18 protein-coding genes are annotated in these 17,537 nt (G+C 73.5%); 6 read left to right on the forward strand and 12 right to left on the reverse strand.

The window, feature by feature from the left end; translation table 11 throughout:
* Positions 1-6: 6 nt before the first annotated feature.
* The gene (locus DMP17_RS41565; RefSeq protein ID WP_226350013.1) at positions 7-897 is read right to left on the reverse strand and encodes a DUF6282 family protein; all 891 of its coding nucleotides are present in this window, start codon (positions 895-897) and stop codon (positions 7-9) included.
* 73 nt (positions 898-970) lie between these two features.
* Positions 971-2,053: an ABC transporter substrate-binding protein gene (locus tag DMP17_RS41570; protein WP_337832406.1), complete on the reverse strand. Its 1,083-nt coding sequence runs from the start codon at positions 2,051-2,053 to the stop codon at positions 971-973.
* A 245-nt stretch (positions 2,054-2,298) separates the two neighbouring features.
* Between DMP17_RS41570 and DMP17_RS41575 the strand changes: the two genes are divergently transcribed.
* The 4 genes from DMP17_RS41575 (at position 2,299) to DMP17_RS41590 (ending at position 6,426) form a co-directional block, all read left to right on the forward strand.
* The gene (locus DMP17_RS41575) at positions 2,299-3,123 is read left to right on the forward strand and encodes an IclR family transcriptional regulator (RefSeq protein ID WP_226350011.1); all 825 of its coding nucleotides are present in this window, start codon (positions 2,299-2,301) and stop codon (positions 3,121-3,123) included.
* 41 nt (positions 3,124-3,164) lie between these two features.
* A complete protein-coding gene (locus DMP17_RS41580) occupies positions 3,165-3,947 on the forward strand; it encodes an ABC transporter ATP-binding protein (RefSeq protein WP_226350010.1) in 783 nt (260 codons plus the stop codon).
* 31 nt (positions 3,948-3,978) lie between these two features.
* Positions 3,979-4,824 carry an ABC transporter permease gene (locus tag DMP17_RS41585; RefSeq protein ID WP_337832407.1) on the forward strand — a complete coding sequence of 282 codons (846 nt, stop codon included), beginning with the start codon at positions 3,979-3,981 and terminating at the stop codon, positions 4,822-4,824.
* A 159-nt stretch (positions 4,825-4,983) separates the two neighbouring features.
* Positions 4,984-6,426 carry a CitMHS family transporter gene (locus DMP17_RS41590; RefSeq protein WP_337832408.1) on the forward strand — a complete coding sequence of 481 codons (1,443 nt, stop codon included), beginning with the start codon at positions 4,984-4,986 and terminating at the stop codon, positions 6,424-6,426.
* Between the two features lie 184 nt (positions 6,427-6,610).
* Here DMP17_RS41590 and DMP17_RS41595 read toward each other — a convergent pair whose 3' ends face one another.
* From DMP17_RS41595 to DMP17_RS41605, 3 genes are read right to left on the reverse strand one after another with little or no spacing between them, the layout of a single operon-like run.
* Positions 6,611-6,973 (reverse strand): hypothetical protein, encoded by a 363-nt coding sequence (locus tag DMP17_RS41595; protein WP_139283056.1) that lies wholly within the window; start codon positions 6,971-6,973, stop codon positions 6,611-6,613.
* Complete coding sequence (locus DMP17_RS41600; RefSeq protein ID WP_337832409.1) at positions 6,970-9,762, reverse strand: FtsK/SpoIIIE domain-containing protein; 2,793 nt, start codon at positions 9,760-9,762, stop codon at positions 6,970-6,972. The genes DMP17_RS41595 and DMP17_RS41600 overlap by 4 nt, the downstream gene beginning before the upstream one ends.
* Before the next feature lie 19 nt (positions 9,763-9,781).
* The gene (locus DMP17_RS41605; RefSeq protein WP_020623160.1) at positions 9,782-10,042 is read right to left on the reverse strand and encodes a hypothetical protein; all 261 of its coding nucleotides are present in this window, start codon (positions 10,040-10,042) and stop codon (positions 9,782-9,784) included.
* 271 nt (positions 10,043-10,313) lie between these two features.
* On the opposite strand from DMP17_RS41605, the gene DMP17_RS41610 reads away from it, so the two are divergent.
* Entirely contained in the window at positions 10,314-11,681 is a 1,368-nt protein-coding gene (locus DMP17_RS41610; protein ID WP_337832410.1) for an Nramp family divalent metal transporter, read from the forward strand.
* Positions 11,682-11,695: 14 nt separating this feature from the next.
* Here the strand turns inward: DMP17_RS41610 and DMP17_RS41615 are convergent, their stop codons facing one another.
* Genes DMP17_RS41615 through DMP17_RS41645 form a run of 7 tightly spaced genes read right to left on the reverse strand, consistent with a single transcriptional unit; the run spans position 11,696 to position 16,600 of the window.
* Positions 11,696-12,091: a type II toxin-antitoxin system VapC family toxin gene (locus DMP17_RS41615; RefSeq protein WP_226350005.1), complete on the reverse strand. Its 396-nt coding sequence runs from the start codon at positions 12,089-12,091 to the stop codon at positions 11,696-11,698.
* Positions 12,091-12,342, reverse strand: coding sequence for a type II toxin-antitoxin system VapB family antitoxin (locus DMP17_RS41620; RefSeq protein ID WP_226350004.1), 252 nt, complete (start codon positions 12,340-12,342; stop codon positions 12,091-12,093). Before DMP17_RS41620 ends, DMP17_RS41615 begins: the two co-directional genes overlap by 1 nt.
* A 29-nt stretch (positions 12,343-12,371) precedes the next feature.
* A complete protein-coding gene (locus DMP17_RS41625) occupies positions 12,372-13,172 on the reverse strand; it encodes an MOSC domain-containing protein (protein WP_226350003.1) in 801 nt (266 codons plus the stop codon).
* Positions 13,172-14,107 (reverse strand): ABC transporter substrate-binding protein, encoded by a 936-nt coding sequence (locus DMP17_RS41630; RefSeq protein WP_226350002.1) that lies wholly within the window; start codon positions 14,105-14,107, stop codon positions 13,172-13,174. Before DMP17_RS41630 ends, DMP17_RS41625 begins: the two co-directional genes overlap by 1 nt.
* 33 nt (positions 14,108-14,140) lie before the next feature.
* Positions 14,141-14,860, reverse strand: coding sequence for an ABC transporter permease (locus DMP17_RS41635; protein ID WP_226350001.1), 720 nt, complete (start codon positions 14,858-14,860; stop codon positions 14,141-14,143).
* Entirely contained in the window at positions 14,857-15,510 is a 654-nt protein-coding gene (locus DMP17_RS41640) for an ABC transporter permease (RefSeq protein ID WP_073578561.1), read from the reverse strand. Before DMP17_RS41640 ends, DMP17_RS41635 begins: the two co-directional genes overlap by 4 nt.
* A 7-nt stretch (positions 15,511-15,517) precedes the next feature.
* A complete protein-coding gene (locus DMP17_RS41645) occupies positions 15,518-16,600 on the reverse strand; it encodes an ABC transporter ATP-binding protein (protein ID WP_226350000.1) in 1,083 nt (360 codons plus the stop codon).
* Between the two features lie 154 nt (positions 16,601-16,754).
* On the opposite strand from DMP17_RS41645, the gene DMP17_RS41650 reads away from it, so the two are divergent.
* On the forward strand, positions 16,755-17,534 hold the full coding sequence (locus tag DMP17_RS41650) for an LLM class F420-dependent oxidoreductase (RefSeq protein ID WP_226349999.1): 780 nt from the start codon (positions 16,755-16,757) through the stop codon (positions 17,532-17,534).
* The last annotated feature ends 3 nt before the right edge of the window (positions 17,535-17,537 follow it).

Here is a 17,537-nt window from a genome sequence, read left to right on the forward strand (position 1 = left end):
ACGCGTCTACTCGGCGATGCCGAGCAGGTGGGCGGGGTTGTCGACGACCATCCGGCGCAGGTCCTTCTCGTCCAGGCCGAGGTCGAGCAGCGCCTCGCAGGTGCCCAGCCACGCGTCCACCGGGGCGGGGTTGCCGCGCTGGCCGGCGTCCGAGGCCAGCACGGTGTGCTCCGGACCGATCCGGGAGATCCACTCGAACAGCGTCTCCGGCTCGAAGTGCCGGTTCTCCCGGTGCGGGTTGTACATCCCGACCTCGTGCTCGACGTAGGCGCCGAGCCCGACGAACTCCTCGCAGGTCTCGGGCTCGGCACCGATCACGAAGTTCGGGTGGCTGATCACGAGCTTGTCCATCCCGGCCGCGCGGGCCTCGGTGAACAGCACCCGGATCTGGTCGGGGTACATGTGCCCGGCGTTGAGCACCGCATCGGCCTCCCGGACGATCCCGACGACCTCGCGGGCCTCGGCGGTCAGCCCGCCGTCGGGCCCGACCACGTCGATCCGCTCGATCGTGGTGTGCACGGTCGAGGTCGGGAACTGGCCGCCCTCGGGGTGGCAGTCGATGTGCCGGCCCGAGCTGATGGTCGGGAACCACACGACCTTGCCGCCCATCGACAGCGACAGCCGCACGGCGTGCGGGTTGACGCCGCCGACCGGGCTGTTCAGCGCGATCCCGCCGAACACCTCGGTCGGGATCGACGCCAGCTGGTTGGCCTGCGCGAGCACGTCCATCACGGTGTTGTGGTGGTGCGACTTGACCACCATCGCCCGCATCCCGAGCCGGTCCCATCCGTCCTGTGCGGCCTCGTAGTGCAGGAACCGCCGCGGGTAGGGGCTGGGGCCCGAGTGGACGTGCATGTCGATCAGGCCGCGCAGCGCGGCGAGGACGGCGTCGGACATGGGAGCGGTGTCCTTCCTGCGTGCCGCGGTGGCGGCACGGGTCGTGGGAGGCGGATGGAGCGGGGCGGGGTGGTCAGGACCCCGCGGACGGCCTGACCTCGGACGGGGTGAAGTCGCCGATGGCCGCACCGGCGCCCGAGTCGAGGACGTCCTCGACCGGCGGCTTCCCGGTGATCAGTCCGGCACCGAGCGCCCAGTCGGCGAAGCGGTCCACCGACGCCGGGTCGATCTCGGTCCACGAGGTGCTCTGCGGGTCCGGGATGAGGGCGCCGAGCCGGGTCTCGATCATCGCGACGCCGTCCTCCAGGGCCTTCTGCTCGTCCTGGCCGGGGCCCGGGCGGGTCTCCGGCTTGGAGTCCCAGACGGCGCGCACGGCGTCCTCGGGGTGCTGCCGGCTCCAGGCCAGCGCCTTGGCGACGGCCCGGCCGAGCTTCGCGTAGGCCTCGGGGTTCTCGGCGAGCGCGGACTTCTGGGCGAGCAGCCCGCCGCCGAAGAGCTGGTCCAGCCCGGGGACCGGGATGTCGGTGACCGCGATGTCCTGCGAGCGCAGGCTGGTGTAGAGGGTGTCGTACATGGCGAGCGCGTCGACGTCGCCGCCCCGCACCGCCGTGACCTGCTGGGCCCCGACGCCGATCGGCACGATCGTCACGTCCTTCTCGCTCATGCCCTCGGCCTTCAGCGCGGTGCGCAGCAGGGTCGCCCCGGTACTGTTCGCGTTGGTGACGCCGACCCGCTTGCCCCGCAGGTCGGCCACCGAGGCGATGCCGCTTCCGGGCACCGCGGCCAGGCCGTAGATGACGTGGCCGTAGAAGGGCATGAAGTACTGCAGGTCGGTGCCCTGCTGGGCCGCGATCATGACCGGCTCGGGGGTGGCGACGGCGACGTCGGCGTTCCCGCCGATGATCTGCTGGGCGGCCTCGGTCCCGGACTTCGCGGTGCTGAAGGTCGCCTGGACGCCCTCCTCGCGGAGGAAGCCGAGCCGGTCGGCGAGGGTGATCGAGCCGGTCTCCACGCTCCAGGCGGCCGTGGTGACCACGACGTTGAGCGTGTTCCCCGAGCCCGGGTCGGCGGAGGAGCCGCAGGCGCCGAGCCCGGCGACCAGGGCCGCGGCGGTGGCGACGACGCCGAGGCGGCGCAGCAGAGTGCTGCTGTTCATCAGATGCCTGCCTTCGTGGGAGGTGTCCGTGGAGGGGCGGGCACCACGCGTGGCTCTCGAACGCCCCGACTCGCGTCGCACCGGATGACCGCATCCCGAACTATAAGTTCGCATCCCGACATGTCAAGACTGCGCTGTCTGCGACAAATCGACTACAGATCCGATTGATGCTTGTGCGCGGCCCTTGTCGCGCCCTATCTTCGCAACACGCAGATCGCTATACGATCATCTGGAGGCCACGGCGTATGAGCGGCGACACGGTTCCCCTCCCGGACGTCGGCTCCCGGTCGACCGGCGACATCCAGGCCGTCGCCCGTACCGCGCAGATCCTGGCGCTCTTCGGCCCGTCCCGGCCCACGCTGACGGTCGCGCAGGGGGCGACGCTGCTCGGGCTGAACCGGACCACGACCAACCGCTACTTCATGTCGCTGGTGGCGGCCGAGCTGCTGGAACGCTGCCCGGACCAGCAGGCCTCGTTCCAGCCGTCCCGGCTGCTCTACCAGCTCGGGGCCTTCGCCCTGGGCCGCCAGCAGGTCACCGAGATCGCTCCCCCGGTGATGCGCGACCTGTCGGCCGACGCCCACCTCACCGTCGCGATGGCCCTGTGGGGTGCGGGCGGCCCCGTCGTCGTCCACGTCGAGCAGCACGTCACCTGGGGCGCGGCCGTCACCGTCCGCGTCGGCCACCAGCTCGCCAGCGACGCCGCACAGACCCAGGTCTTCCTGGCCTTCCACCCGGACCGCTTCGCCATCGAGCGTCTGCTCGGGACCGTCCCCGGTGCCCAGCGCGAGGACCTCAACGAGCGTGCCGAGCAGGCGCGGGCCAGCGGGATCGGCAGCACCACGACCTCCGCGGGTGTCCGCATCCTGGCCGCGCCGGTGTTCGGCGCCCGAGGACTGGCCGCCACGATCGCGGTGATCGGCACCGCAACCGCGCTGGCGCCGGGGTCCGCGGCCCGCGAGGAGTCCCTGCTCACCGCCGCGGCGATGCGCCTGACGGACCTGATGGGCGGGACGTGGCCGCTGCCGGTGCCCGACGCCGTCGCCGGGCCGGAGTCCGGCACCGCCTGACCCGGCCCTCTCCCCCGAACCGTGCACAGAGGAGTGCCCCCATGACCCTGGCCACGACCGACGCCGTCGCACTGACCGGCGTGCACAAGAGCTACACCAGCAAGCGGGGTGGCGAGGTCGTCGCCCTCGACGACGTCGACCTCGCCGTCCCGCAGGGACAGTTCCTGTCCATCGTGGGCCCGAGCGGCTGCGGCAAGAGCACCCTCCTGAAGATCATCATGGGGCAGACCCGCCTGACCCACGGCTCGCTGAGCTTCGGCGGCGAGCTGCTCCCGGGCCGGCACCGTCTCGGCATGGTCTTCCAGCAGGCGTTGCTGCTGCCCTGGCGGACCGTGCGGCAGAACCTGCTGCTGTCCCACGACCTCAACGGCGCCCCGGCCGAGGGGTCGGACCGGATCGCCGACGAGATGCTGGCCAAGCTGGGCCTGTCCGACTTCGCCGACAAGTACCCCAACGAGCTCTCCGGCGGGATGCAGCAGCGGGTCGGCATCGGGCGCGCCCTGGTGCACGACCCGCAGATCCTGATGATGGACGAGCCGTTCGGCGCGCTGGACGCGCTCACCCGCGACCAGCTCGGCATGGACCTGCTCGAGATCTGGGAACGGGACCGCAAGACGGTCCTGTTCGTCACCCACAGCGTCCCCGAGTCCGTCCTGCTGTCCGACCGGGTGGTGGTCATGACCGCCCGGCCCGGCCGGATCGCCGAGGTCATCGACATCGACCTGCCCCGCCCGCGGGTCCTCGAGACGATCAACACCCCCGAGTTCGGGAGCTACGTGACCCGGATCCGCAGGCTCCTCAACTCCGAGCACAGTGCCCACTGAGCGCCCGCCCCGCCCCACCACGGAGACAGACATGACGACGACGTCGGACCGCAGCAGCTCCGTCCGGACGCCCCCCGCCACCGCCCGGCCGCCCCGCCGGCGGCTGGTCGACCAACCCGGCTGGCTGCTCGCGTCCGGGCTCGCCGTCCTGCTCCTGGCGGTGTGGGAGGCCGCCGTGGTCGTCTTCGACGTCTCGGCGCTGATCGTCCCCGCCCCCTCGACGGTGGCGCGGTCGCTGTGGGTCGGGCTGACCGACGGCTCGCTGCTCCCGCACGCGTGGGTCACGCTGCAGGAGATCCTGCTGGGCTTCCTGCTGGCCGTCGTCGCCGCGCTGTCGGTGGCGTTCCTGGTCACCCAGTCGCGGCTGGTCGACAAGGCGGTCTTCCCGCTGGTCGTCGCGACCCAGACCATCCCGAAGGTCGCCATCGCGCCGGTCCTGCTGATCTGGTTCGGGACCGGGATGACCTCCAAGGTCGTCACGACCGCGCTGCTGGCCTTCTTCCCGCTGCTGGTCAACGCGATCCACGGGCTGCGCTCGACCGACCCCGACCAGATCGCGATGTTCCGCTCGTTCGGCGCCACCCGCGGGCAGGTCTTCCGCAGGCTGCAGTTCCCCAGCGCGCTCCCGAGCATCGTGGCCGGGCTCGACGTCGCCGCCATCTTCGCGGTGACCGGCGCGATCGTCGCCGAGTTCGTCGGGTCGACCGAGGGCCTGGGCTACGCCATCCAGGCCACGAACTTCACCCTCGACGTGTCCCGGACGTTCGCGGTGCTCGTCCTGCTGTCCGCGATCGGCATCACCCTGCACTTCATCATCACCGGCGTCGGCAGGCGCGTGGTGTTCTGGGCGAACGACGCGACCCGCATCGACCACTGACCCGCCCGTCACGGGGCGGCCGGCCGCCCGTCCGCCCCGTGACCACAACGACCACAGGGCACGCAGCGACCACTACGTGGGCTGTGTCCGCAAGCGGGACCGGGGCCGGGGCCCGGACCTAGCGTTGCTCCTCGACACATCCGTCGAGGAGGAGCACCGATGCTCATCGTTCTCGGGTCCGCGATGATCGCGGTCTTCATGTACCTGATCCTGGCGAAGCGGCTCGCGCCGACGCTGGCGCTGGTACTCGTCCCGCTGACCTTCGCCCTCGTGGCGACCGGCACCGGCCTGTCCGAACCGGGCGAGGACGGCGTCGTCGACTCGATCTCGTCGGCGTTCAAGGACTTCGCGCCGACGGCCGTGCTGCTGTTCTTCGCGATCATCTTCTTCGGCACGATGATCGACGTCGGGCTGTTCGACCCGCTGATCCGCTTCGTGCTGCGCACGGTGAACAACGACCCGGTGCGCCTGGTCGTGCTGACCGCGGTGCTCGCCGGTGTCGTCTCCCTCGACGGCGACGGCTCGACCACCTTCATCATCACGGTGTCCGCACTGCTGCCGATCTACCTGCGGCTCGGGCTGAGCCCGGTGGTGCTGACCGTCGTCGCCAACCTCGCGAACGGCGTGCTCAACATCCTGCCCTGGGGCGGCCCCACGATCCGCGCGGCGACGGTGCTGAACGTGTCGCCCTCGGAGCTGTTCAACCCGATGGTCCCGGGCATGGTGGCCGGCATCGCCACCGTGCTGCTGCTGGCCTGGCAGCTGGGCCGTTCCGAGCGCAGGCGGCTGCTCGCCTCGGGCCGCACGCTGTCGGTCGTCGCCGACGAGATGGTGGCGGTGCGCGAGCCCGCCCTGGTCGGCGGGGGCACCGGCACCGACGGCACGCACGGCACCGACCGGCCGGCGTCCGGCTCCGCCGGGGGCTCCTCCGACGCCGACGACGCCGCCCTCGAGGGCACGCTGGACCCGAACCGTCCGACGCTGCGGCCGAAGCTGATCTGGTTCAACCTCGGGCTCACCGTCGCGCTGCTGGTGCTGCTGGGCATGGACGTCCTGCCGCTGTCGCTGGTGTTCGTCGCGGCCGCCGCGATCGCCCTGGTCGTGAACTTCCCGAAGCCCGAGGACCAGCTCCGGGCGGTGACCTCGCACGCCACCTCGATCGTCGGTGTCGTGTCCATGGTGTTCGCCGCCGCGGTCCTGGTCGGGGTGCTGTCGGGCACCGGCATGGTGACGGCGATGGCGAACGGGATCGTCTCGGCCGTGCCGCCGTCGGTCGGCTCCTGGTTCGCGGTGATCACCGGTGTGCTGAGCATGCCGCTGACGTTCTTCCTCACCAACGACGCGTTCTACTTCGGCATCCTGCCGATCCTCACCGAGGCCGCGGGCCACTACGGCATCGCCCCGGTGGAGATGGCCCGCGCGTCGATCATCGGCCAGCCGGTGCACATGACCAGCCCGCTGGTCCCGGCGCTGCTGCTGCTCGTCTCGCTCGCGAAGGTCAACCTGGCCGACCACCACCGCAGGGTGATCTGGCGGGCCGCGGTCTGCTCGCTGGTGATGCTCGGGGTCGCGCTGCTGCTGGGCGTCGTCCCGCTGGGCTGACCGCCCGCCCACGATCCGGTGCCGCACACGCGGTACGTCGGGGAGGGGCGGACGGCGACCACCGGCCCCGGACCCCCGGCACGACCGTCGAGATGCAGCTCAGGGCTGCCCGCCACCCGCGTGGCCGGCCCGGGGCTGCATCTCGGCGTGTCCGGCCCGGGCGGGTGCGGCGTGCGGGGCGGGGTCAGTCGTCGTCGCGGCGCAGGCGGAACAGCCGCCGGTCGCCCGAGGAGCGCAGCTCGCGCAGGGCCTCGTCGGCGGCCTCCTCCAGCGCGGCGTGCTCGTCGGGGTCGGCCCGCAGGTCGGGTCGCGGCCGGGGACGCCCCGGCTCCTCGGCCGACCACATCAGCTGCAACGCCGCCTCCCAGCGCAGCTCGAACATGCCGCGGGCCAGGGTGAGCCGGTCCGCGGCGTCCCGCAGCTCCCGCTCGGTGCCGCGCAGCTCGCGGCGCAGCTCCTCGGCCCGCCGGGCGTCGCGTTCCCGCAGGTCGACGACGGCACCGGCCAGCTCGGCCACGACCGCGCGGTAGCGCTCGACGGCACTCACATCCCACCTCCGGCGAGGGTGTCCGGGCCGCCGCCGCCCGCGTCGGTCAGGATGACCAGCTGCGGGCGGCCGTGCCGGGAGCGGTCGAGGAACAGCGCGCGCCCCGGCGTCGGCGTCCAGTCCAGCGGCTGTCCGCCCAGCAGCGGCACCAGGTCGGTGCCCTGCACGCCGGTCGCCACCCAGGCGCCCAGGTCGTCGATCGCCGCACCCGGCGGGGCCAGCAGCGTCTTCAGCCGCTGCGCGCCCTGCCACCAGCCCAGCACGTGCACCCCGACCCCGGGCCCGTGGCGCAGCAGCGCCCGCAGGTCCTCGGTGCCGGTGCGGTCCAGCATCGACTCCGCCGCGTCGGCGCCGAACACCACGACCAGCAGCGACGCGTGTCCCCCACCGCCGCCCGACGCGGCCCGGGCACGGACCGTCGCCGCCAGCTCGGCGACGCGGGCGGCGAACCCGTCGGCGGACACCTTCTCCACCGTGCCGGGCAGGTCCGGGGCGAGCGCGCCCGCGGCGGCCGCCGCGTCCGGGGCCAGCGGCACGAGCAGGACCTGCGCGCCGGCCGGGTCGGGCAGCGACACCACCACCGAGCGGACGGCCGAGCACAGCAGCGGGACCGCGACGCGGGCGTCGGGCCCGATCACCCCGAGGTTGCGGCCGGGGCCGTCGGACAACTCGGCGGCCGCGGGGCTGCCGTGCACGTCGACGAACTGCCCGACCAGCGCGCGGGGCACGCCGTCGGCGGGCAGCCGGGCGGCCAGCGCGTCGTGGGAGGGGGCACGGGCGCCGTCGAAGACGACCGGCTCCGGGGTGTCGGGGAAGTCGGTGAACGCGGTGACCTGGACGTCGCGGACCACCGGGCCGCCCGCCTCGGGCAGCCGTACCACGTGGTTGCCGTGCGCGACGCCCGAGTCGTGGTTGACGATCGCGTGCCAGCGCGGGAGCGCCAGCGCCGCCTCGTTGTCCTGGGCGAGGATCCGCCGCGCGCGGGGCAGCGCGATCCGCAGGACGAACTGCTCGAAGATCGCCGAGCGGCCCCACAGCGCGTCGATGCCGGAGACGTCCTGGCTGGCCAGGACCAGGTGCACACCCTGCGAGCGGCCGCGCCGGGCGACGTCCTCCAGCAGCGCGGTCGCCTCGGCGCTGACGGCGTCGCGGCCGGTGAACAGGAACTGGAACTCGTCGATGACCGCGACGATCCGCGGCAGCCGCAGGTCGGGGCGCTCCACCCGGAGCTCGGCCAGCTTGGTCGCGCCGTGCCGGCGGGCGGCCTCGGCGCGGCTGCGCATGACCTCGGACAGGTGGCGCAGCAGCGCCAGCCCGAACTCCCGGTCGGTGTTGATGTTGACGCCGATCAGCCGGGCCTGCGGGAGCCGGTCGGCGCGGTGGCCCTCCGGGTCCGGGGCGAACGGGGTGAACGACACCCCCTCCTTGAAGTCGAGCAGGTACAGCTCGACCTCGTCCGGGCCGTAGTGCGCGGCGAGACCGGCGATCCAGGCCAGCAGCAGGTTCGTCTTGCCCGACCCGCTGGGCCCGCCGACGAGCGCGTGCGGGGAGTGGTCGTCGAGGCTCAACTCGGCGGGGATGCCGTCCTCGTGCCCGACGACGACCTTCAGCCCGTCGTGCGAGCGGCCCTCGCCGCGCCGCCGGGGCAGCATGTCCTTGAACGCACCCAGCCGTCCGCGCCACTGCTCGTGCCCGGCGGCGATCGCCTCGCACACCGCGGTGACGTCGTCGGCCGGTACCGGCGGGTCCGGCTCGACGAGCACGTGCGGCCCGGTCACCGAGGTCCGCACCGGGACCGGCAGCCGGTCGTCGGCCGGGTCGACGCCCGGCGGGTCCCCGAAGTCGACGGTCTCCACCGGACGCGGCAGCGCCGCCGGGACGTCGAGCAGCACCAGCTGCACCCCCGCCGCGACACCGCCGCGCGCCACCCGCTGCAGCTGGCGCAGCTCGGCCTCGGGCAGCTCGCGGCCGTTGCCGACGAGCACCGCCACCAGCCACGCCTCGGGCCGCTCCCCCGTGCGGTCGGCGAGCTCGCGCAGCGAGGTGGCGCCGTCGGCGAGCACCCGGGTCTGCACCCGGCGGATCCGGTCCGCGAGCTGGTCCAGCAGCCGCCCCAGCCGGGTCGGGTCGTGCACGGTCAGCAGCCCGGTGCGGGTCAGCGGGTACAGCCCGGGCAGGGCGCCTGCGAGCTGGCCGACGTCCCAGACGTGCACGTTCACCGCGCCCGGCCGGAAGTGCCGCACGGTGCGCAGGACCAGCTGCTCGACCATCGCCTCGGCCCGGTCGCGGGAGCGCGGCGTCGACACCACCTGCAGGTGCGCGCCGTCGAGCAGCGGGACCGCGACCCGGAACGGGGCACCGCCCTCCACCGAGCCGGTGCCGAGCACCCACATCTCCGGGACCGGACCGGTCGGCTCGACGGCGCCCGCGACCGGCTTCCAGTCGGCCAGGGCGTCCCCGGCGGCGCCGGGGGTGGCGTCGGCGACGATCTCCGACAGCGTCTGGGGCGAGTCGCCCTGCCAGCGGTCGAACACGTGCGCCCGGTCCTCGGCGACCCGGGCGAGGACGCCGGCGAGCCGCGGGTTGCCGAGCACCCGGGCCAGCCCCGGGTCGCGGCGCGCGGCGTCGTGCCCGGTCTCGCGCAGCCACAGCTCCGCCATGACCTCGGCGTGCCGGGCCGCGGCCCGGTCGCGGCGGCCCTCCGCCGCACCCAGTGCCCGCGACGCCGCCCGGTGGAACCCGTCGAAGGCGGACCGGATCCGCTCGCGACGGTTCGGGCGACGGGCCATCAGGGGCGGGCGGGCGCGGTCAGAGCCGCGAGGCGACGTCGTCGGCGGACTGCATGGCGATGTGCAGGGCCTGCTCGACCTCGTCGATCTTCTCCGACGCGGCGGCGAAGCGGGCGCGGGCGTCGTCGGCGTCGTTCTGGGCGGTGCCGTAGATGTTCTGCGAGAACGCGGCGCCGGCCTCCTCGATGGCCTGGCGGGCGTGCCGCAGCGCGCCGAGGCTCTCGGTGGCCTGCTGGTTGGCCCGCCCGATCCCGGCCCGGATCTCGTCGATGTTCGCCATGCCCACCCTCCGTGCGTGCGCGTGCGGCGACCGTGACCCGGCCGACGCCGCGGCCAATCTATCGGCCGGTCCCGGTACCCGTTCATGGTGCGCCGGGCGTGCACCGGCTGCAACGGCGGGTGCGCCGTGCGTCGTAGCCCGTCGCCGCGATCGGGGGTCCGATACGTCCGTTCGTGACCCTTCCGCGCTGGAATGCACCGCCCCGCTCGCCTAGCGTGCTCGGCGAACCCGCGCGATCCCTCCCACGACGCCGTGATCGGAGACTGTGACGATGGCCTCCCCCGGTCCGCAGACCGACTTCCTCGAACCCCCCACCGGCGCGCGGAGGATCCGCTCGATCGGGCCGGGCCTGCTCGCCGCGGCGACCGGCGTCGGCGCGGGCGACCTCGTCGCGACGATGGTGGCGGGGGCGTCGTTCGGGACGGTGCTGCTGTGGGCCGCCGTCGTCGGGACCCTGGTCAAGCTCGCGCTCGGCGAGGCCGTCGGACGCTGGCACCTCGGCTCCGGCGCGACCATGCTCGACGGCTGGCGGCGGCTGGGCTACTGGGCGACCGGCTTCTTCGGCGTCTACATCGTGGTGTGGGGCTTCGTCTACGGCGCCACCGCGATGTCGGCGGTCGGGCTGCCGCTGAACGCGCTGTTCGGCGGGCTGCCGGTCGGCGGGTGGGCGGCGATCGCGGGCGTCGTCGGGCTGGCGCTGGTGTGGGTGCAGCGCTACCACGCGTTCGAGAAGTTCATGACGGTGCTCGTGCTGATCAAGTTCGCGACGGTCGTGTTCGTCGCGATCCTGGTCGGCCCGGACCTGCCCGCGCTGGCGAACGGCCTCGTCCCGCGGCTGCCCGAGGGGTCCACGGTCTACGTGCTCGGCCTGATCGGCGGCGTCGGCGGGACGATCACCATGGCCGCCTACGGCTACTGGCTGTTCGCGAAGGGCTGGAAGGGCCCGAAGTGGCTGTCGATGATGCGGCTGGACAACGCGACCGGCTACATCATGACCGGCATCTTCGTGGTCTCGATGCTCGTCGTCGGGTCCACGATCCTGCTCGGGGAGAACCTCACCGAGTCCGACAGCGGGCTGCTCACCCTCGCCGACCGGCTCGGTGCCCTCTACGGGGAGCCGGTGCGGATCCTGTTCCTCGTCGGCTTCCTGTCGGTCACCTTCACCTCGCTGCTCGGCGTGTGGAACGGCGTGTCGCTGCTGTTCACCGACTGGGTGCGGGCGATCCGGCTGCCGCACGGGAAGAAGGCCGCGATCGGGCCGGACGAGGTCGACGCGGTGGTACCCGGCGAGGAGCCGGGCACCGAGGCCGGGGACCGCGGCGACGGGCCTGGGCGGGCCGGGGCCTACGAGGCCGCCCGCGCCGAGCGCTCGCTACCCTTCCGCGGGTACCTGCTGTGGCTGACGTTCCCGCCGATGGCCCTGCTGCTGATCGGGCGGCCGTTCGCGCTGACCCTGGTCTACGGGGTGCTGGGCTCGTTCTTCATGCCGTTCCTGGCGGTGACGCTGCTCCTGCTGCTGAACACCTCGATGGTGGCCCGCGAGGCGCGCTCGCGCTGGCTGTCCAACGCGGTCCTGGGGATCTCGTCGGTGCTGTTCGCGGTCCTGCTGGTCACCGACGTGTACTCGCGCCTGACCTGACCGGGGCGGGCACGTCAGGACAGGGCGACCGACGGGATGTCGGTCCGGGCGAAGTCGTCGCCGACGAACAGCAGCGGCTCCCCGCTCGCGAGGGCCAGTGCCGCGGAGAAGCAGTCGCCGTAGTTCAGGCCGGCGGGGTGGCGCCCCTTGCCGTAGCGGCGCCACACCGACCGCGCCAGCTCGGCGTGCCGCTCGCCGACGTCGACGGTCCGGACCTGCGCACGGTGCAGCAGGATGTCGAGCTCCCGGCCGGCCGCGTCACCGCGACGCGACTCCACGACCATCGCCGCCTCCAGGACCGTCGCCGCCGACACGAGCCGGACCGGGTCCGCCTCGATCGCCCGGGCGAGCGCCGGGCGCGGGGGCTCGTCGAAGAGGATCGCCACCAGGGCGGACGTGTCGATCACCATCAGGTGGGGAGCCCGTCGTCGTCGTACCCGAGGACCTCCTCCGACGTCCGTCGGTCGAGCTCGGGCAGCGCGGCCGAACGGCGGGCGATCGCGTCGATCTCCTCGGCGAGACCGACCGACGCGCCGCGCCCCCGGATGCGTTCCAGCCGCTCACGGACCGCGACAGCCACGGCCTGGGTGATCGACTCCCCGGTCTCGGACGCGAGCTCACGGGCAAGCCGGTCCGCCTCGGCGTCCTTGATGTTTAACACCGGTAAAGAATACTCCTGATCATAAAGATTCAGGAGACCTCGACCCGGTCTCCGAGGCGCAGAGTGCCGGTGTGCTCGACGCGGGCGTAGAGCCCCGCGCAGGGCAGCACCCCGAAGCCCTCGACCTCGACGCGGTTGCGGTCGGCCGGACCGCGCAGCGCGTGCGGGGCGCGGGGCAGGTCGCCGTGCTCCAGCGTCGGCACGGAGCAGCGCGGGGTCGGCAGGGTCGGGACCAGTACGACGTCGCCGAGGGTGAGCCGGCGCCCGAGCCAGCCGTTCTCCACGAACGGCTCGGTGCCCGGCGGCGTCGCGACGACGACGTTGGGCCGGTAGCGCAGCGCCTCGACGCCGAGCGCGTCCAGCGTCGCGGTGGTGATCAGGTGCACCGGCGAGTGGTCGACGAACCGCCCGCCGGGAGCGCCCTGGGCGATCTCCAGGGTCGGCGCGTCGACCTCAGCGTCCAGGCCGTGGGCGAGGACGTCCTCGGGGTCCGGCCGCTCGACGACGGCGCCGTCGGCCCGCTGCTGGGCGACGACCACGGGCCGGCCGAGCAGCTCGGCGAGCGGCCCGGCGGCCTGCCCGGCGTCGACGGTGCGGCCGTCGGGCAGCGTGACCCGCACGTCGTCGCCGACGCCCGCGGAGGTGCACGTCAGCAGGCGTCGCCAGTGCCGGGGCTGCTTGGCCGTCGCGACCCGGCCGGTGTCCGGGTCGGTCAGGGCGAGCGCCCGGTCGCCGACGACGCCGTGCGTGTCGAGCTCGAGGGCGGCGAGGTCCTCCCCCAGCATCGACTTCACGGGGTAGCGGTGCAGGGACAGGACCTCGCCGGTCATCAGAGCAGGCCCTGTGCGGTCAGCCAGTTCTTCGCCACGGTGTCGACCGACGGCTTGTCCGGCGCGGCCGCGGCCTCGTTCAGGCCGAGCAGCTCCTGCGTGGTGAGCTTCGCCGAGACCGCGTTCAGGATCTCGGTGACCTGCGGGGTCGCCTTCTCCTTGTTGATCAGCGGCACGACGTTCTGCGCGGCGAAGTTGTTCTTCGGGTCGGTGAGGACCACGAAGTCGTTCTCCGGGATCGCCGCGTCGGTGGTGAACAGGTCCGCGGCCTGCACGTCGCCGTTCTTCAGCGCCGCGACGGTCAGCGGGCCGCCGGCGTCGAGCGAGCGGTAGGACTTGAACGAGCAGTTGTAGGTCTTCTGGATGCCGGGGATGCCGTCGGGACGGGTCTGGAACTCCGGCGGGCCGCCGAACACGAGCTCACCGCAGCGCGACGCGATGTCGGCGATGGAGGTCGCGTTCAGCCGCTGCGCGGTCTCCTTCGTGACGACGACGGCGTCCTTGTCCTCGGCCTCGGCCCGGTTCAGGACGGTCAGGGTGGGCGCCGCCTTCTCCAGCGTCGACTGCAGCGCGGTGTAGACCTCGTCCGGCTGGGTCTGCGCGGCGCTCTTGTCGAGGTACTGCAGCAGCGTGCCGCTGTAGTCCGGGATCAGGTCGATCGAGCCGTCCTTGAGCGCCGGCACGTAGGCCTCACGGGACCCGATCGGCGGCCGGGTCTCGACCGTGACGCCCTTGGCCTGCAGCGCCTGGGCGAACACCGAGGACAGGATCTGGCTCTCGGTGAAGTTCGCGGCGCCGACGACGACGGTGCTCTGGTCGCTGCTGCCGGACTGCCCGCCCCCGGCGAGGGGGTCGGAGCCCCCACCGCAGGCGGTCAGCGCGAACGCGGCGGTCACCGTCGCGGCGACGGCGGTCAGCAGACGGGTGCGTCTCATGGTGGGTGTCCTCTCGGGGACGTGCGGGGTGGGTCAGGCCGCTTCGCGGACGGGTTCGGGACGGGTGGGCACCACGCGCAGCCGGCGCGGCGCGGTCCGGCCGGTGGCCTGCAGGCCGGGCGAGACGATCAGCTTCTGCAGCCCGCCCAGGAGCAGGTCGGCGACGATCGCGAGCAGGGCGACCAGGATCGAGCCACCGATCATCATGCCGAAGTCGCGCTGGCCGAGGCCGTCGATGATGAACCGGCCGAGCCCGCCGAGCGAGACGTAGGCGGCGATGGTCGCGGTCGCGATGACCTGCAGGGTCGCGCTGCGCAGCCCGCCGATGATCAGCGGCAGCGCGTTGGGGAGCTCGACCTTCCACAGCACCTCGGGCCCGCGCATGCCCATCCCGGTGGCGGCGTCGACGACGGCCGGGTCGACGTTGCGGATGCCGGCGTAGGTGCCGGCGAGCACCGCGGGCACCGCCAGCACGATGAGGGTGATGATCGGGCCGATCAGCGACAGCCCGACCAGCGTGGTGATCAGCACCAGCAGGCCCAGGGTGGGCAGGGCGCGCAGCCCGTTCGCCAGGCCGACGACGAGGAAGCCGCCGCGGCCGGTGTGCCCGATCCAGGCGCCCAGGGGCACCGCGATCAGCACCGCGACCAGCAGGGTCAGGGCGGTGTAGCCGAGGTGTTCGGCGAGCCGGGCGAGGATGCCGGTCGGCCCCTCCCAGTTCGCGCCGTCGAACAGCCAGCCGAAGTAGGTCATGCCCCCGCCTTCCCGGTACGGGCCCGCTGCCAGGGGGTGAGCAGCCTGCCGCCGAGCAGCAGGGCCGAGTCGACGACGAGCGCGAGCAGCAGCACCAGCACGATGCCGGAGACGATCTGGGCGTCGTTGCTGCGGTTGAAGCCCTCGGTGAACAGCAGGCCGAGCCCGCCGAAGCCGATCACCGCACCCACCGTGACCAGGCTGATCGTGGACACCGCGGCGACCCGCAGGCCGGCCACGATCACCGGCACGGCGAGCGGCAGCTCGACGCCGACGAAACGCCGGACCGGGGTGTAGCCCATCGCGTTCGCGGCGTCGACGACGTGGCCCGGCACCGCGGACAGCGCGTCGGACACGGTCCGCACGAGCAACGCGACGGTGTAGACCGTCAGCGCGACGATCACGTTGACCGGATCGAGGATCTGGGTGCCGAGCAGCGGCGGCATGAACACGAACAGCGCCAGCGACGGGACCGTGTAGAGCAGGCCGGCGGCGTTGGTCATGATCGTGCGCAGCGTCGCGTTGCGGTTGGCGACCCAGCCCAGCGGGATCGCGAACACCAGCCCGAGCAGCACCGGGATCAGGGCGTACACGACGTGCTCGGCGAGCGCGTCGAGCACGGAGTCGAGGTTGTCGAACACCCAGGTCACGGCGGCCTCAGGCGGCGTTGTGCGAGTCGCGGGCCGCGGGCAGCGCCTCGAGCACCGAGTCGGCAGTGACCGAGCCGGCGACCCGGCCGTCGGCGTCGACGGCGACACCCTGACCGGACGGTGAGGACAGCGCCGCGTCGAGCGCGCCGCGCAGCGAGCCCGACTCGACGGCGTAGAGCGACCCGCCCGGGACGATGGCCTCCTCGGTCACCCGGCCCTCACCGGCCTCGACCCAGCCCAGCGGCCGGGCGGAGCCGTCGACGACGACCGACCAGCCGTCGTCGGGGAGGGGGTCGCCGACCGAGAGCACCGGCAGCGACCCGATCGGGATGGTGTCCGAGGACAGGAAGCCCAGGCCCCGGTAGCCGCGGTCGCGGCCGACGAAGTTGTCGACGAAGCCGTCGACCGGGCGGGACAGCAGCACGCCCGGCTCGTCGTACTGGGCGAGCTTGCCGCCGACCCGGAACACCGCGACCTTGTCGCCGAGCTTGATGGCCTCGTCGATGTCGTGGGTGACGAACACGATGGTCTTGCCGAGCTCGGACTGCAGCCGCAGCAGCTCCTCCTGCAGGCTCTCCCGGACGATCGGGTCCACCGCGGAGAACGGCTCGTCCATCAGCAGCACGGGCGGGTCGGCGGCGAGCGCGCGGGCCACGCCGACGCGCTGCTGCTGGCCGCCGGACAGCTGCGCCGGGTAGCGCTTGGCCATCGAGGTGTCGAGGCCGACGATCTCCATCAGCTCCATCGCCCGGTCCCGCGCGGCCTTCTTGCTGCTCCCGACGAGCATGGGCACGGTCGCGATGTTGTCGACGATCGTGCGGTGCGGGAACAGCCCGGCCTGCTGGATGACGTAGCCGATGCCCCGGCGCAGCTCGGCCGGGTCGGCGGACAGCACGTCGCGCCCGTCGACGCGCAGCTCGCCGCCGGTCGGCTCGATCATTCTGTTGATCATGCGGAGGGAGGTCGTCTTGCCGCAGCCGGACGGGCCCACGAAGACCGTGATCCGCCCCTGCTCGGCGACGAGGTCGAGCTCGTCGACCGCGACCGTCCCGTCCGGGAAGCGCTTCGTGACGCCCCGGAACTCGATCATCGGCGGTTCCCCCTGCCGTCGCGCGGGACCCCTGCTCCCCGCTTGGTCGCAGCACACTAACCCGGTCGTGCGCGACGGGCGAGCGGTCGGCCGCAGGTCACCGGCACCCCGTCGCGCTTGACCTGCAGTCCGGTTCAGCACCGACGCTGCGGACATGACCCTGACCACTGCACTGGGCCCGCTCGGCGTCGCCACCGGACCCGCTCCCGCCGACGCCGCGGCCCTGGAGGACGCCGGTGCCCGCACCCTGTGGCTCGCCGGGGGCGCGATCGACCGGCTCGACCGGCTGACCGCGCTGCTCGACGGCACCCGGGCCGCCGCCGTCGTCCCGGGGATCGTGCCGACCGGGCTGTACCCGGCGGCGGCCGTCGCCGCGGTGCACGCCGACGCGGCCCGCCGTCACCCCGGCCGCTACCTGACCGGACTGGGGGCGCCCCAGCAGCCGCGGGCGCTGGACGCGCTGCACCGCCACCTCGACGAGCTCGACGCACTCGGGCTGCCCGCGTCGGAGCGGCTGCTGGCCGCGCTCGGACCGCGCAAGCTCGACCTCGCCCGCACCCGCTGCGCCGGGGCGGTGACGCTGCTGGTCACCCCCGAGCACACCGCGCGGGCGCGGGCGGCGCTGGGCCCGGACCGGCTGCTCGCGGTGATGCTGCCGACCGTCCTCGGGACCGACCGGACCGGCCTGCGCGAGCTGGCCGGGTTCCTGCTCGGCGTGCCCGGCTACCGCGCCGCCGTCCGCGGGCTGGGGTTCGCCGAGGCCGAGGTCGACGCCCGCGCCGACCGGCTGCTCGACGCCGTCTCCGCCCGCGGCGGCGTCGAGGACATCGCCGCCCGGGTCGCCGAGCACCGGGCCGCGGGCGCCGACCACGTGGTGCTCAGCCCGGTCGGGGATACGACGGCCGGCGCGGCGTTGCTGCAGGCCCTGCGGTAGGCG

The organism is Pseudonocardia sp. TMWB2A, assembly GCF_017312135.1.